Here is a 15,524-nt window from a genome sequence, read left to right as displayed (position 1 = left end):
GTTCGCCAGCAGCCGCTGCTGCTCGTCGGCGGTCGGGATCAGCGCCTTGTCCAGGTCGTTCCAGTTCGACTGGCCGTTGGTGCCGGGGGAGCCCGGGGGCGGGCGGGGTGGGGGGCGGGGCGGCGGCCTCGGCGGGGGCGGCCGCCGCGGCGCGGCGGAGCAGGCCGGGGCCGAACCGCCCGACGCAGCCCAGCAGCGGCTCCCTGACCTCGGCCGCGCCGAAGGCGGTGCCGAGGGCGGCGAAGACGGTCAGCACCGTCAGACCGCCGACCAGGGTGGCCAGCAGCGGGTTCCGGGTCAGCCCGTCGGCCAGGTAGCCGACCGCGGCGGCGCCCACCGCGGCGGCCAGCAGCCGGGACTGACCGGTGATCACCTTCGGCACCCGGAGCGCGATCCCGCGCAGCAGCAGGCCGCGCAGCAGCAGCGCGGCGGTGGTGGTGATCCCGGCGGCGTTCCCGGCCGCCAGGCCGAGGCCGCCGTAGTGCGGGGTGGCGGCGAGGCCGACCGTGACGGTGACCACCAGGCCGAGGGCCATCGCCCCGACCGGGTACCAGTCCAGCCTGGTCACCCGGAAGCTGCGGGGGTCCTCGTCCGCCCGGCGGACCACCGGGCGGACCGAGAAGTACGGCCGGACCATCACGCCGATCAGCGCCTGGGCGGGGAGGCCGAAGCTGTAGACCCGGATCACGGCGGCGGTGGCGGCGGTGTCGTGGGCGGTGAAGGCGCCGCGCTCGAACAGCAGGGCCACCACCGAGGGCGCACAGGCCATCAGGAACGCGGTGCCGACCAGGACCAGCGCGGTGGCCTGGCCGATGTCCTTCTCCACCCGGTCCCGGGCCGTCTTGAGGTCGCCCGCGGCGAGTGCGCGGGCGACCAGGGGGAAGGTGACGGTGCAGATCAGGATGGCGGCGGTCATGGCGAGTTGGGAGACCTTGGCCGCGTAGTTCAGGTGCGAGATGGTGCCCGGCGGCAGCCCGGAGCCGAGGTGGCGCTCGATGAAGACCTGGGACTGCCGGGTGAGGGTGAAGCCCGCGACCGGCAGTATGGCCAGCGGGATCAGCACCAGGCCGGCCGCGCCCCGGCGGGACTTGCGGGGCCGGCGGCGGCCCGCCCGCAGGCCGACCCTGATCCGGCGCAGGAACGGGCCGATCAGCACCCCCGCCATCAGCAGGCTGCCGAAGGCGACGCCGATCGCGGCCGAGCGGACGCCCCAGGCGGTGTGGCCGACCAGCAGCACACCGAGGATGGCCAGGTTGTACGCGACGTAGATGCCGGCCGGGGCGGTGAAGCTGTGGTGCGCCCGCAGCGCGCTGCCCAGGTAGCCCGCCACGCCGAACGGCAGGATGGTGAGCGCGGTGATCCGGGTGCAGGTGACGGCCAGTTCGGGGTCGACCAGGCCGGGGGCCAGGAAGCGGACCAGCTGCGGGGCCCCGACCAGGGTCGCCACCGAGAGGCTGCACAGCGTCAGCAGCAGCCAGGGCAGGGTGGCCCGGACCAGCTGCCGGACCGGGTCGGGGCCCTTGGGGTTCTCCTCGCGCAGCACCAGGGCCAGGCTGAACGCCGGGACCATCAGGAACGCCATCGCGTCCTCGATCAGCAGCGGCGCGGCGGTCTCCGGCACGGTCCAGGCCACCAGGAAGGCGTCGGTGCCCTGGTTGGCCCCGAAGTACCGGGCCAGCAGGAGGTCGCGCAGCAGGCCGAAGGCCGACCCGGCCGCGGTGAGCAGGGCGGTGACCCCGAAGGCCTTGGCGAGGAAGTCGCGCCGGGGCGCCGGGGCGCCCGGCGGTGCGGCCGGCTCGGCGACGGCGACGTGCTGGTCCGTGCTCATGTCTGGGTTGCCTCACCGGCGTTCGGGCCAGGCAGCGCCGTACGGGCGGCAAGGCCGAGGATCACCGAGGTGAGCACCGTGGTGGTCCCCCCGATGTCCGCGTACAGGAAGTCCACCAGCACCCAGACCAGCAGCCCGAGGGCCGCCAGCCGGGGGCCGTCGACCGTGGGACTGCGGGCGGTGCCGGGCAGCGGCGGCAGCCCCTCCGGGGCCGAACCACCCACTCGCATCAGGCAGTTGACCAGCAGGGTGAGGAAGAGCGCGAGATAGGCGAGGACGCCGATCAGGCCCTGCTCGCTCAGCACCAGGAAGTACATGTTGTGCGGCGAGAGCAGCGGCTCGCGGGTGAAGCCGATCTGCGAGTCGGCCGCGTCGCTGCCCGAGGAGAGCCGCAACGGGGCGTGGCTGTCCCGGAGTTGCTGGAACGCCTTGGGTCCGGCCCCGGCGATCGGGTGGTCCTGCCAGATCCGGCCCGCGGTGCCCCAGAGGTCGTAGCGGTCGGTCACCGACTGGTCGGGGGTGTCGGAGACGGCGCCGATGCTGGAGAGCCTGCTGGTGACCCCGGAGCCGCCGAGGCCGAGACCGCCGACCAGCACCACCGCGGCGGCGGCGGTCAGCACCGCGCCCCGGAGCGCCAGTCGGGCGTCGGCCCGGAGCAGGACCACGGCGGCGGCGGCCGCGCAGGCGATCCAGCTGCCCCGGCTGAAGGAGACCGCGAGCGGGAAGACCAGGAAGCCGGCGGCGGCCCAGCAGCCGATCCGCAGGCGGCGGTTGCCGCCGGGGCCGCGCTCCCCCAGGGCCAGGGCCAGGGCGGCCAGCAGCCCGAAGCAGACCACGGTGGACATCGCCATGATGTCCAGCGCCCCGAAGGTGCCGATGGCCCGGATCGGCTGCCCGGTGTACGAGGCGCCCGTCCCGGTCAGGAACTGCTTGGCACCGACCACGCCCTGCACCAGGGCGGCCAGCACCAGGGAGCCGAGCACGAGTTGCTGGTCCCGCCGGTCCCGGAGCGAGCAGAGCACGGCGGCGGGCACCAGCACGAAGACCTGGACCAGCCGGACGAAGCCGGTGACGCTGGCGAACGGGTCGATCGAGTGCACGGTGGCCACCCCGGCCGAGCAGACCACCGCCCCGAACAGCACGCAGACGGTGCGGTTCAGGGCCGGCAGCCGGCCGCGCAGCAGGCCCGCGCCCATGGTGGCGACCAGCGCCAGCGAGGCCAGGTCGGCGGCGGTGACGTGCACGGCCGCGGTGACGTCCTTGTCCCCGGTCGGCACGCAGACCAGCAGCACGGTGGCGGCGGCCAGCAGACTGGGGCGGGCGGCGAACCTGCGGGGTAACACCAGCCCCTGAGGGAGGGTCAGGGCCACCGGTTCAGCTCCCGTCCGGATGCAGCATCAGGGCGGCGGTGCGGAACAGCAGCTTCACGTCGAGCCACAGGCTCCAGCTCTCGATGTAGCGGTTGTCGAACCGGGCCCGGTCCTCGATCGAGGTGTCCCCGCGCAGGCCGTTGGCCTGGGCCAGGCCGGTCAGGCCGACCGGGACCCGGTGCCGGTCGGCGTACTCGGGGTACGCCTGGCTGAACCGCATGACGAAGTACGGGCGTTCGGGCCGGGGGCCGACCAGGCTCATGTCGCCGCGGAGCACGTTCCACAGCTGCGGGAGCTCGTCCAGCGAGCTGTGCCGGAGGAAGTGGCCGACCCGGCTCATCCGGTGGTCCTGGGCGATGTTCCAGTGGGTGGCCGACTCGTGCTCGTTGGCCGGGCGCAGGGTGCGGAACTTCAGCAGGGTGAAGACCCGGCCGTCCAGCCCGGTGCGCTGCTGGCGGAAGAGCACGCCGGGGCCGGTGTCCAGCCGGACCGCGATCGCGCAGACCGCGAGCAGCGGGGCGACCAGCAGCAGGCCGAACAGGGCGGCGGTGATGTCGAGGGCCCGCTTGGCGATCCAGGGGTGGCGACGCATCGCGGGGCGGTCGAGCTGGAGGCAGGGGAAGCCCCAGAGGTGGTCCCCCCGGTCCTTCGCGGCCACCGCGCCGTACTCGCGCAGGGCCGGGACCAGCCAGACCTGGCAGCCCAGCCGGGCGGCCTCGCGCAGCGCGGCGGCGGTCTCGGCCTCGTCGGTGGCGCCTTCGGTGGCCACCACGTGGTGCACCCGGTGGCGGCGGATCGCCCGCTCCAGCATCTCGCGGCCGCCCAGCACCGGGAGCTTGGTGTCCTCGGCGAGCAGCACCGGATCGGGGTCGAGGAAGCCGACCGGGCGCAGCCCGTACTCCCGCCGCTCGGTCAGGGCGGCGGCCACCTGCTGACCCAGCTGCCCGGCGCCGAGCACCAGGGCGGGCCGGGGCCGGCGGCGGCGGGCCTTGCGGACCAGGTGGTAGACGAAGGCCCGGCCGGTGGCGGCGATCAGCAGCAGTGCGGCCACCAGGCCGAGCAGCCGCAGCGGGGTGGCCGGGCCACTGTCCGGCCAGCCGTCCAGGCAGGCGGAGAGGGTCACCGCGAAGGCCGTCGCGACGGCGGCGCGGGCGGCCAGGGCGGGGAACTCGTCCAGGGCGGAGAGGGTGAGCCGGTTGCGGTACAGCCCGCCGGCCAGGTTGAGCGGGAGCAGCAGTGGCAGGACGGCGGCGGCCCCGAGCAGTGGTCGCTCCGGGTCGGTGGCGGTGAGCACGGTCGCGGCGTACACCGCGACCCCGTCGGCGGCCAGCAGCCCCAGCGGGCGGGCCAGCCGGGACCGGAACGGTCGGCGGTGGCGCCCGAGCGCCGGAGCGGACCTGGCCGGCACCGGACGGCGCGGCGGGCGCCGGTCGAGGAGCTCGGTGGTGACCCTGCGGGAGGGCGGCAGGGGCTGGCCCGGCCGTGGCACACTCTCGTGGTCAATGGTCATCAGCGCACGAACTCCCCTGCTGTGTACCCGCCTTGACGGGACACCCGGACCCGGAGTCGGACCGACGAGTAAATCCCGGCCGACGGATGCGGTCCAGGTAGCACCTGCTGCCAAGGGCGGCATTCGGGCATTTCCGAGAACCGCACCCAGAAATGACAACGAAGCAGGCAAAATCAGACAATACCGAACGCTGGCTTGATTGCAGGAAGTTGACTTGCCATTTCATTCCACCCGCCCATTAATCAGACTTTCGGACTTTGAATCCTCGGGTCACCCGGTCGAGATGCGAACACGGCAGCACCTTCGCGGCGAGCATTCACGGTCTGAGAAACGATCAGGACCGCCCCGGGACACGGGTATCGCGGCGCACTGCCGCGCGGGGGCCGGGGACGGCATCTCGAAGAACGTTTCGATAGAGCGCCTCCACCTGGCGCACCACCCCTCGGACATCGTGATGATCGGACATTCGTTCCCGGGCGAGCAGTCCGATCCGTTCGCACTCGATCGGATCTTTCAGCGCCCGCACGATCAGACGTGCGAGTTCGGTCGGATTCTCCGGCTCGACCAGACCGGTCCCGATCAGCTCCGGCGGCAGGCACTCCCGTGCACCGGGCACGTCCGAGAGCAGCACCGGACGGGCGGTGGCCATCGCCTCCAGCGGCGCCAGCGCCATCCCCTCCCAGCGCGAGGGCAGCACCACCAGGTCGGCGGCGGCCAGCCAGGGCCGGGGGTCGGTGACGTCCCCCGCCAGCCGGACCCGGGCCGGGTCGGGGAGGTCGCGCACCCGGTCGGCCAGCGCGGTGGCGTCCGGACCGCCGCCGACCAGCGCCAGCCGGGCCGCCGGCAGCCGCTCGGCCACGGCCGGCCAGGCGTCGAGCAGCACGTCCTGGCCCTTCTGCCGGCAGAGCCGTCCGACGCAGACCGCGAGCGGGTCGTCCAGGTCGAGGCCGAGCGACATCCGGGCGGCCCGGCGGGCCGCCGAGTCGGCGGGCGCGTGGTGCCGCAGGTCCACCCCGTTCGGGATCACCTGCCAACGGGCCGTCAGCCCGGCCCGCTCCCCGTCCTGCCGCTCCTGCTCACTGACGCAGAGCACCGCCCTGGCCCACCGGGTCGCGTACCGCTCCCAGCGCAGGCTGGCCGCCGCCACCGGACCCTCCACAGCGGCGAACGACCAGGCGTGCGGCTGGAACACGGTCGGGACGGCCCCCCGGACGGCCAGCCGGCCCGCCAGTCCCGCCTTGGCGCTGTGCAGGTGCAGCACGTCCGGGTTGGCACCGCGGACGATCCGGCGCAGCCGCCACGCCTCCCCCGGCGTTCCCGGGCCCGGCGCGCGGCCCGCCTGCCAGTCCAGCACCAGGGCCCCGGCCGCGGCCGCCTCCTGCGCGAGCCGCCCCTCGGCGGGGCAGGCCACCAGCACCCGGCAGCCCGCCTCGCGCTGCCCCCGCACCAGGTCGACCACGACCCGGGCAACGCCACCGTCAACGGGCTGGGAAACATGAAGGATCGTCATATGCACGGCTGCGAGCCTAGGTTGACCGGCACGCTCCGTGACGCCCCAGTCACCCGGACCGGGGATCAGAACCACTCGTTCGAGAAATCAGGCCACTTCGGTCGCCAGCGCGACCAGCACCTGGTCGTGGATCCGGTTCAGCCCCTTGGGCGCGAAGGTCCGCTCGAAGAAGCCGCCGATCCCGGTGGCGCCCTTCCAGCTCGCCTGCACGGTGACCTTGCTGCCGGTGCCCGCCCCGACCACGGTCCAGGTGATCACCATCGAGGAGTTGGCGTCCGTCTCCATCAGCGTCCGGGTGCCCGGCTCGGACACCGAGAAGAGGCAGTCCCGGACTCGCTTCTCGGTGGCCTGGAGCCGCCAGTGCACCAGCGTCCCGGCCCCGGTGCCGCCCTCGCGCACCTCGTACTCGCTGTACTGCGCCGGCAGCAGCTTCGGCCGGGTCACCGCGTAGTCGGCCAGCGCCTCGAACACCCGCTCGGGGGTGGCCGGGTAGTTGCGCTCGGTGGTGGCGTACACCTGTCCCATGATCCGTACTCCTCTGACTGCTCCGGTACTGCGGATTGATCCAAGCCAACCACAGCGGTCCCCGGGTTAGGCTGGCCGGTGTGCTGACCGAGGTGACCGCTCTCCGCTATCTGGACCCGCTCCGGGCCGGTGGCTCCGTGCCCGGCATCGTCGAGACCGACGACCTGGGCACCTACGTGGTGAAGTTCAGCGGCGCCGCCCAGGGCCACAAGGCGCTGATCGCCGAGGTGGTCGTCGGCGAGCTGGCCCGGCGGCTCGGCCTGCGGGTGCCGCAGCTGGTCCTGGTCGACTTCGACCCCGAAGTGGCCGCGCACGAGCCGGACCCGGAGATCCAGGACATCCTGCGCGGCAGTGCCGGGCGCAACCTGGGCATGGACTACCTGCCGGGCGCCCGGGACTTCGAGCCCGGGATGATCGAGGTCGACCCGGTCGAGGCCGGCCGGGTGGTCTGGCTGGACGCCCTCACCGGCAACGTCGACCGCAGCTGCCGCAACCCCAATCTGATGGTCTGGCACGGGCGGCTCTGGCTGATCGACAACGGCGCCGGGCTGGTCTTCCACCACCGCTGGTCCGGCGCGGCGGCCTCGCTGCTCAAGCGGTACGACCTCAGCGACCACGCGCTCGGCAGCCATCACCCGGACGTCCGGGCCGCCGACGCCGAGCTGGCCCCGCAGGTCACCGCCGGGCTGCTCCGCGAGGTGGTCGCCCTGGTGCCCGAGGAGTGGCTCGGCGACGAGCCGGGCTTCGACTCGGTGGAGCAGCTCCGCGAGGCGTACGTCACCCAACTCGCCGCCCGCGCGGCCGAGTCGGCCGCCTGGCTGCCCGACGGCTTCGCCACGCCCGAGCAGCTCCGGCGGACCGCCGCCGAACGGGCGGCCGCCACCCGGGCGGGCCGCCCGGCCTGGCTCCAGGAGGTGCCGGACCTGTCCGGCTGGCCGCAGACCCGCTGAGCCGGCCCGAGCGCGAACGCCCGGGCCGGCTGCTCAACACGGTTCGGCCGTAAGTCAGTTCACCAGCGCCACCACTGCACCGCGGCCGCCGCGTCGACGATGCCGGCGCCGTAGAAGCCGTTCCGCCCGGTGCCGCCCTCGCAGACCGCCTTCCAGGCGCCGTCGCCGCTCGGATCGAAGACCGCCGGGCAGGCGTGCTCGTCCGCCTCGTTGGTCAGCAGCCGCCGGAGCTGCTCGGGCCCGGCCCACGGGTGGCTGGAGGCGAGCAGGGCCGCGACCCCGGCCGCGTGCGGGGAGGCCATCGAAGTCCCCTGCATGTAGCCGTACTTGCTGCCCCGGACGGTGGAGAGGATCCGGCCGTTCTTCGCCGGGGTGTTCGGGATCTGGTACCGGGAGTCACCGCCGGGAGCGGCCACCGTGATCTTGCCCTGGCCGTAGCTGGAGAAGAAGGACTTGTCCCCGTTCACACCGACCGAGGCCACGTTCACCACGTCCGGCAGCTCGGTCGGCAGGCTCAGGCAGCTGCTGTCCACCGGCCGGGGCAGCGGCACCGTGTCGTCGGGGCTGCTGCTGTCGGTGGTCTTGTGGGCCAGGTCGATGTTCTCGTTGCCCGCCGCCGCGACGCTCAGCACGCCGTTGCGGCCGGCGAAGGCCACCGCCCGCTTGACCGCGGTGAGGATGGCCGCCTGGTCCGGGTCGTTCGCGCAGTTGAACAGCCAAGGGTCCACGTAGTAGCTGTTGTTGGTGACCTGGAAGTGGTGCTCACCGGCCCAGACGAAGCCGCAGACCGCGTACTCCGGGAAGATGAAGCCGCCGTTGTCGACCACCTTCACCGCCGCGAGCCGGACGTTCGGGGCCACGCCGAGCACGCCCTTGCCGTTCTTGGCGGCGGCGATGGTGCCCGCGACATGGGTGCCGTGGTCGCTGCTGGTGGGCTGCCAGGCCGCCCAGTCGGTGTTCGGCTTCCCGCTGTCGATGCAGGAGACCGACTGTCCGGCGTCGATGTTGGCGGCGAGGTCCTCGTGGGTGCCGTCGATGCCGGAGTCGAGCACGCCGACCACCACCCGGCGGCTGCCGAGGCTGGTCCGGTGCGCCTCGGGAACGCCGATGGTGCCCAGCGACCACTGGTCGGCCTGGAGCGGCTCGTCCGGTCCGGCGGCCAGCAACCCGACCGGCGGCTCGGCGAGTTCGACGGTGTCGTCGCCGATGCCGGCCGTGACGGCGCTGGTCCGGCTGGCGCCGACCGAGTCGATCTGGTGGGAGGCGCGCAGCGAGGCCGCGAAGGCCGGGTTGTCGGACCGGGCGATGATCACGCCGATCTGCTCGTAGGACTGCACCACGGTGCCGCCGAGCCGGCCGATCGCCCGTTCGGCCAGCTTGACCTGGCCGTGATTGGCCTTGGTGTTGACCAGATAGTTGAGCAGGGGCCCGGTCTCGCCCGCCGCGGCGGTCGTGTCCGCCGCGGCCGCGGTGCCGACCGGCAGCGTCAGCGCACCCGCCGCCAGGGCCAGCCCCGCCACCGCGGATCTGAACCGGCCTGTCCGAGGAACTCTCATAGGGGTTGGCCCTCCCGAGTCTCCGCCCGCGCCTGCTGGTGGCAGGTGCGTGAACTGCCCCGGGACGCTAGTGATCCCGGGCGGCGTCCGCAAGAGGTCCGCACGCGTGTCCGCGCCACTGCACACGGCTGGGTGCACGACCGATCGGCCGTGCACCCAGCCGGAACTGACTCCGCGTCAGTTAACCGAACAGCTCCCCGTAGGTGGCCATCGCGGTCGCGATGTCCGCCTGGGCCCAGAACCGGTGGTAGGTGAAGACCGGGGCCGGGCCGCCGTCCAGGTAGGCCTGGACCTTGGCGAAGGCGGGGTCGTTCTTGTAGAAGGAACGCATCGAGAGGAAGGTCGACGCGGAGTTGACCGGGTCACCGTTGGGCATGGTGCCGGTCCAGCCGGAGGGCACCGGGACGGCATCCTTGAAGCGGATGTAGTCCGTCCGGGTCTCCGGCACCGCGATGCCCAGGGCGTCCTGGTGGCTGCCCCACATCCCGTCCAGCAGCTTCTGCGCCGCCGTCTTCGCGGCCGCGTTGCCGGACTTGGCGGCGTAGTAGGAGAGCAGCTTGGCGTAGGAGCCGGCCACGCCGACGTCCTCGGTGTAGTCCACCACGCTCACGTGCAGGGCGGTGTTGGCACCGGGTGCGGCGGCGTTCCAGCTGTCCGGCTTGCCGCTCCAGGCCAGCGTGGACGGGATCCGGTAGGTGCCGTCGGCGTTGAAGGTGGTCTTGCCGAGCGCCCAGGTGACCCACTTGTCCAGCACGGCCTTGGCCTTGGCGTCACCGCTGGCGTAGTAGTACTCGGCTACCCGCTCCAGGCCCCAGGTCTGGAACCCGAACCACTGGTTGCTCGGCGGGTCGTGGTAGACCGGCGCCTCGTCGTAGTACATCCCGTAGAAGGTCGGGGTACCGGCCGGCGGGGCGGCGTAGCTGCCGTCCCAGCTGTTGGTCGCCCCGCCCGCGATCGCGCCCTCGCTGGACTGGAGCCACTGCACGAACTCCATCTGGCGGGTCAGGCTGGTGGCCCAGTCCGCCTTCCCGGTGGCCGACTTGGGGGCCAGCGCGGGGTCGTTCACCAGGGCGTAGGCGGCCATCGGGTTCTGGTAGCCGCCGTGCGCGGCGCCGTCGCCGATCCGCCAGGCCCAGCCGGCCGAGGTGTCGTAGGCGCCGCCCCAGGCGTAGTACCAGGAGAGCAGGTAGTGCGAGGAGTCCTTGCCGCTGCCCGCCGCACAGGTGGACGGACCGACGCAGTTGCCGATCTTCTTGAAGTACTTGTCGAAGAACGAGTACCGCAGGTAGTCGCCCATCTTGCCCGCCTTGGCGACGGTGGTCGACACCTGGCCGCCGTTGCCCTGGGCCTTGGCCCAGGTGTCCGCCCAGTAGGCGGCCTGGACGGCGCGCGCGTCGGCGTCGGGCGCGTCGGTGAACTTCCACTGCTTGGCGTACGAGGCGTCCTTGACGAACAGGTCCAGGTAGCCGTTCCTGCCGCCATAGGCGAACTTGTCGCAGGTCGGCTGCGGGACGGTCTCCCAGACCGACTCCTGCGAGCCGCGCTGGTAGGTGTTGATGTACGAGGGGCCGGTGTCGGTCGGCCCCGCCTCGCACTTGCCGGGCGAGTTGCCGAAGCCGTAGACGTTGTCGACGTCCTGCAGCCAGTGCATCCCGTAGATGTCACTGGTGCCGTACGCACTGGACAGCTCGGCCGCGATCGGGTCCTGACCGGCCGTCACCGAGGTGTTCAGCGGCGCCGGGTAGTCGCTCGGCAGCGGCATCTCCGGAGCGTACGTGGCCGGCTTGGCGGCGTTGTAGGAGCCGTTGGTCGGCTGATCCGCGTGGGTGGGGATCATGTAGGTCTCCATGAGCGTCCACGCCGCGTTGAACTTCGACCAGTCCTTGCTGATCCGACCGTACTGCGCCTCCAGCCAGAGCAGGTAGCTGTACGCCTCCGAGGTGGTCTGGTGGCCGTGGTCCGGCGCCTCGACCAGCAGGGTCTCGACCGAGTGGTACGGGATGCCCTCGGGCGAGAAGTAGCCGTTCGCCGGGTCCTTCAGCTTGCTGTAGAGCTGGAGGAAGCGGTCGTCGTACACGCCCGCGCCGGCCGCCAGTTCGGTCACCGTGACGGCTGCGGCGGTGTGGCCGGCGGCCGTGGCGGTGAAGGTCGCCGAGCCGGTGCCGGTCGCGTCGGCGGTGAGCGTGACCGTCTGCGCGGTGGCCCAGTTGGCGGGCGTGAAGGTCAGGCTCGCCCCGCCGCTGACGGTCAGTCCGGTGTTGCCCGAGGTACGGGCCGTGGTGACCGTGACGTTCGCGGTGGGCTGGGCGGAGAGCCTGACCGCGAAGGTGCCGGTCTTCCCCTGGGCGACCGAGAGGCTGACCGGCGTCACGGTGACGGCGGGCCCGGCCGCGACGGTGATCCCCGACGGGGCGGACTCGCCGACGGCGCCGGTGCTGTCGTACGCCTTGGCGTAGACCGAGTGGCCGCCGGAGGCCGCACCGGTCCAACTGAAGGCGTACGGCGCGGTGGTGTCGGTGGCCAGCAGGGTGGTGTTGTCGTAGAACTCCACCTTGCTGATGCTCGCGCCGTCGCTCGCCGTCGCGGTGGCCGCCAGCGGAACAGCGGCTCCGGCGGCGTAACCCGACCCGGGCGCCGGGCTGGTGAGCGCGGTGACCGGGGGCTGGTGGGCACCCGTGCAGGTGGTGCCGTTGACGGTGAAGGCGGTGGGTGCGGTGTTGGTGCCGGTGTAGGCGAACTGGGCGCCCGCGGTGACGTTCCCGCCGGGGGCGATGGTGGTGTTCCAGGCCGGGTTGGCGACGGTGACGTTCTTGCCGCTCTGGCTCCAGGTCCCGTTCCAGCCGGTGCCGGAGAGGGTCTGGTTGCCGGTGTAGGCGTAGCCGAGGCTCCAACCGGTGACGGCGGCGGTACCGACATTGCTGATCTTCACGTTGGTCGTGAAGCCGGAACCCCAGTCATTCGTGGAGTACTCGACCGCGCACTGGACCACGGCCGCCGAGGCGGGGGTCCCGACCATGGTGGTGAGCCCGGCGGCGAGCAGCGCGAGGGCTGCGCCGAGCGCGGGCAGGCGGGAACTGCGGAAGGTGGGGGGTGGCATCTGACGGCTCCTGCGGGTGGGGGAACGGGTCGCTGAGCACGAGGCATGGCACTCGCAAACTGTGGGAGCGCTCCCAAGGATCGGCAGCGTCGGACGAGGTGTCAAGAGATTGCGCAGCCAGGGCAGTTGGCAACTCCGGTCCGGCTGGCTATCTTTCTGGTCGGGCCTGTGGGAGCGCGCCCATATTTCATCAGTTGCTAGGAGCGGGACATGTCCCTGCGCCACACCGCGCTCGCCCTCGGGGCCGCGCTGGCCGCCGCCGTCGCCCTGGTCGGCCCGATCGCCGGCTCGTCGTCGGCCGCCGCCGTCGCCTGTACGGTCGAGTACTCCACGAATGACTGGGGTTCCGGCTTCACGACCAACGTGAAGATCAGCAATGTCGGTACCGCCGCCGTCACCGGTTGGAGCCTCGGCTACGCCTACACCGGCAACCAGACCCTCTCCGGCACCGGCTGGAACGGGACCTGGAGCCAGAGCGGCAAGAACGTCACCGTCGCCAACCCGGCCTGGAACACCACCATCGCCCCCGGCGGGAACGTCACCGCGGGCGCCCAGTTCGCCTACACCGGCACCAACACCGCACCCACCGCCTTCACCGTCAACGGGGTGGCGTGCAACGGCGGGACGGGCACTCCGACGCCCACGCCGACACCCACACCCACGCCGTCGCCGTCTCCCTCTTCGTCGCCGACCACCCCGCCCCCCGCCGGGGTCGCGCCCGACCTCAAGGTCTCCGGCAACTCCCTGGTGAACGCGGCCGGTTCACCCGTCGTCCTGCACGGCGTCAACCGCTCGGGCACCGAGTACATGTGCGTCCAGGGCTACGGCATCTTCGACGGCCCGGTGGACGCCGCCGCCATCGCCGCGATCAAGAGCTGGAAGGTCAACGCCGTCCGGGTCCCGCTCAACGAGGACTGCTGGCTCGGCCAGTCGAACGTCAACGCGGCCTACGGCGGCGCCAACTACCGCAACGCGATCAAGGGTTGGGTCGACTCACTGCGCACGGCCGGCCTGACCCCGATCGTCGAGATGCACTGGAGCCGGGGCCGCTACACCGGCAACTCGGCCGGCTGCTCCGACGTCAACGCCACCTGCCAGAAGCCGATGCCGGGGGCCGAAGCGGTGCCGTTCTGGAGCTCGGTCGCCGAGACCTTCAAGGGCACCACCTCGGTGGTCTTCGACCTGTTCAACGAGCCGTACGCGGAGCGGTCCGAGTCCTCACTCGCCCAGGGCTGGCTCTGCTGGCGGGACGGCGGCGCCGCCTGCCCCGGCATCGGCTACCAGGTGAGCGGCATGCAGACCCTGGTCAACACCGTCCGGGCGACCGGCGCCACCAACGTGATCCTGCTCGGCGGCCTGGCCTACTCCAACGACCTGGGCCAGTGGCTCGCCCACAAGCCCACCGACCCGACCGGCAACCTGGGCGCGGCCTGGCACGTGTACAACTTCAACACCTGCTCCACCGCCGCCTGCTGGGACTCCACGCTGGCCCCGGTCGCGGCCAAGGTCCCGCTGCTCGCCGGTGAGATCGGCGAGAACACCTGTGGCCACGCCTTCATCGACCAGGTGATGTCGTGGCTCGACAGCAAGCGGATCTCCTACCTTGGCTGGACCTGGAACACCTGGAACTGCAGCTCCGGCCCGGCCCTGATCACCGGCTACGACGGCACCCCGACCGGCTTCGGCGTCGGCTTCCGCGACCACCTGCTCTCGCTCGGCTGACCCGGCCCTCCCCCGGACCGGCCGGCCCCGCTCGTGCGAGGGTCGGCCGGTACGGGTGCCGTCCGAGCAGCGGCCAGGGCCGGGCCGGGTAGCCGGCAGGACTCAGTAGCGGTCGACCGTGGCGGCGATGACCTGCTCCGGGGTGCGGCCGGCGAAGAGCTCGACCTCGGCCCGGCGGACGGCCAGGACCGCCGCGTACAGCGGCTCGCCGAGGGCGTCGCGGAGGACCGGGTCGGACTCGAAGGCGTCCGCCGCCGCGGCCAGGCTGCCGGGGAGGCGTTCGACGGTGCCGAGGCCGGCCGGGTCGCCGTTCACCTCGTCGGGGAGGGGCTTGCCACCGGCCATGCCGTCGAGTCCGGCGGCCAGGACGGCGCCGATCATCAGGTAGGGGTTGGCGGTGGCGTCGAAGCACTTCAGCTCGGCGTTGGCCTGGCCGGCCGTCGAGCCGGTGATCAGCCGGAGGGCGGCCTCCCGGTTCTCCAGGCCCCAGCAGCGGTACGGGCCGGACCAGCGGGAGGGCTGGAGCCGCAGGTAGCTGGCCATACTGGGGGCGCCGAGCGCGAGCAGCGCGGGCAGGTGGTCGAGCAGGCCGGCCAGGAAGGTCTCGGCCTCCCGGTGCAGCCCGTACGGCCCGGGGCCGCCCGCGCCGAGGTTGCCGCCGTCGCGCCAGAGGCTGAGGTGCAGGTGGCCGCCGTTGCCGACGCCGTCCGGGGTGAGTGCCGGGGCGAAGGTGGCCCGCAGGCCGTGCCGGGCCGACACCGCCCTGATCGTGTGCCGCACCAGCAGGGTGGTGTCGGCCGCCCCGACCGGGTCCTCCGGCGCGACCGAGACCTCGAACTGGCCGGGAGCGTACTCGGGGTGGAGCTGGAGCACCGTCAGCTGCTGGGCCGTCAGGGCGTTGAGCACGTCCCGGAGGTAGTCGGACAGCTCGGTGAACCGGTGCATGCCGTACGCCGGTGCGGTGGTGACCGGGGCCCCGGCGGCGTCGGTGAGGACCCACTCGACCTCGATGCCCGCCAGTGCCGTACAGCCTGCGCGCCGCTCCAGCTCCGCCGCCATCCGGCGGGCGAACTGCCGCTGGCAGCCGGGGTGCGGCGTGCCGTCCTGCGCGTACCGGTCCGCCGGGGCCCAGGCCCAGCCCGGCTGGGCGGCCAGCGGGACCAGCCGGTCCAGGTCGGGCACCAGCCGCAGGTCGCCGTCCGGCCCCTGGCTGAACGGGCTGCTGGTGATCGAGTCGTCCAGCAGGAAGACGTCGAAGCAGGGCGCCGCACCGACCCCCCACTCGGCGGCGTGCTCCAACTGCCCCACCGGGAAGGCCTTCACCCGGCTGATCCCCGCGTTGTCCACCCAGCTGGTGGCGACGCCGTCCACGCCCTGCTCGGTCAGCACGGCGGCAGCCGCCCGGGCCTGCACGGCCCGCTCCGCGCGGGTGGCATTGGTGTCCATACGTCCCATG

At 72.8% G+C, this 15,524-nt stretch carries 10 protein-coding genes; 2 read left to right on the top strand and 8 right to left on the bottom strand.

The window, feature by feature from the left end; genetic code table 11:
• The 5 genes from murJ to ABT118_RS19355 form a co-directional block, all read right to left on the bottom strand.
• The coding region (murJ, locus tag ABT118_RS19375; protein WP_350669981.1) for a murein biosynthesis integral membrane protein MurJ at nucleotides 1–1,828 on the bottom strand (1,828 nt) is incomplete at its 3' end.
• Nucleotides 1,825–3,171 carry an O-antigen ligase family protein gene (locus tag ABT118_RS19370; RefSeq protein WP_350669980.1) on the bottom strand — a complete coding sequence of 449 codons (1,347 nt, stop codon included), beginning with the start codon at nucleotides 3,169–3,171 and terminating at the stop codon, nucleotides 1,825–1,827. The genes murJ and ABT118_RS19370, both read right to left, overlap by 4 nt.
• A gap of 31 nt (nucleotides 3,172–3,202) precedes the next feature.
• Nucleotides 3,203–4,708, bottom strand: coding sequence for a sugar transferase (locus tag ABT118_RS19365; protein ID WP_350669979.1), 1,506 nt, complete (start codon nucleotides 4,706–4,708; stop codon nucleotides 3,203–3,205).
• A 334-nt stretch (nucleotides 4,709–5,042) separates the two neighbouring features.
• A complete protein-coding gene (locus ABT118_RS19360) occupies nucleotides 5,043–6,218 on the bottom strand; it encodes a glycosyltransferase (protein WP_350669978.1) in 1,176 nt (391 codons plus the stop codon).
• 87 nt (nucleotides 6,219–6,305) lie between these two features.
• On the bottom strand, nucleotides 6,306–6,743 hold the full coding sequence (locus tag ABT118_RS19355) for an SRPBCC family protein (protein ID WP_350669977.1): 438 nt from the start codon (nucleotides 6,741–6,743) through the stop codon (nucleotides 6,306–6,308).
• Between the two features lie 80 nt (nucleotides 6,744–6,823).
• Here ABT118_RS19355 and ABT118_RS19350 point away from each other — a divergent pair, with 80 nt between their 5' ends.
• Nucleotides 6,824–7,693: a HipA family kinase gene (locus ABT118_RS19350; protein WP_350669976.1), complete on the top strand. Its 870-nt coding sequence runs from the start codon at nucleotides 6,824–6,826 to the stop codon at nucleotides 7,691–7,693.
• Nucleotides 7,694–7,752: 59 nt separating this feature from the next.
• Here ABT118_RS19350 and ABT118_RS19345 read toward each other — a convergent pair whose 3' ends face one another.
• Nucleotides 7,753–9,249 carry a S8 family peptidase gene (locus ABT118_RS19345; RefSeq protein ID WP_502884592.1) on the bottom strand — a complete coding sequence of 499 codons (1,497 nt, stop codon included), beginning with the start codon at nucleotides 9,247–9,249 and terminating at the stop codon, nucleotides 7,753–7,755.
• A 181-nt stretch (nucleotides 9,250–9,430) separates the two neighbouring features.
• Entirely contained in the window at nucleotides 9,431–12,346 is a 2,916-nt protein-coding gene (locus ABT118_RS19340) for a glycoside hydrolase family 48 protein (protein ID WP_350669974.1), read from the bottom strand.
• A gap of 210 nt (nucleotides 12,347–12,556) precedes the next feature.
• Here ABT118_RS19340 and ABT118_RS19335 point away from each other — a divergent pair, with 210 nt between their 5' ends.
• A complete protein-coding gene (locus ABT118_RS19335; RefSeq protein ID WP_350669973.1) occupies nucleotides 12,557–14,068 on the top strand; it encodes a cellulase family glycosylhydrolase in 1,512 nt (503 codons plus the stop codon).
• Between the two features lie 102 nt (nucleotides 14,069–14,170).
• Here ABT118_RS19335 and ABT118_RS19330 read toward each other — a convergent pair whose 3' ends face one another.
• Nucleotides 14,171–15,514, bottom strand: coding sequence for a type I glutamate--ammonia ligase (locus ABT118_RS19330; RefSeq protein ID WP_350669972.1), 1,344 nt, complete (start codon nucleotides 15,512–15,514; stop codon nucleotides 14,171–14,173).
• Between the last annotated feature and the right edge of the window lie 10 nt (nucleotides 15,515–15,524).

The organism is Kitasatospora sp. NPDC002040 (assembly GCF_040296785.1).
GTDB lineage: Bacteria > Actinomycetota > Actinomycetes > Streptomycetales > Streptomycetaceae > Kitasatospora.
This window is presented reverse-complemented; position numbering and strand designations above follow the sequence as displayed.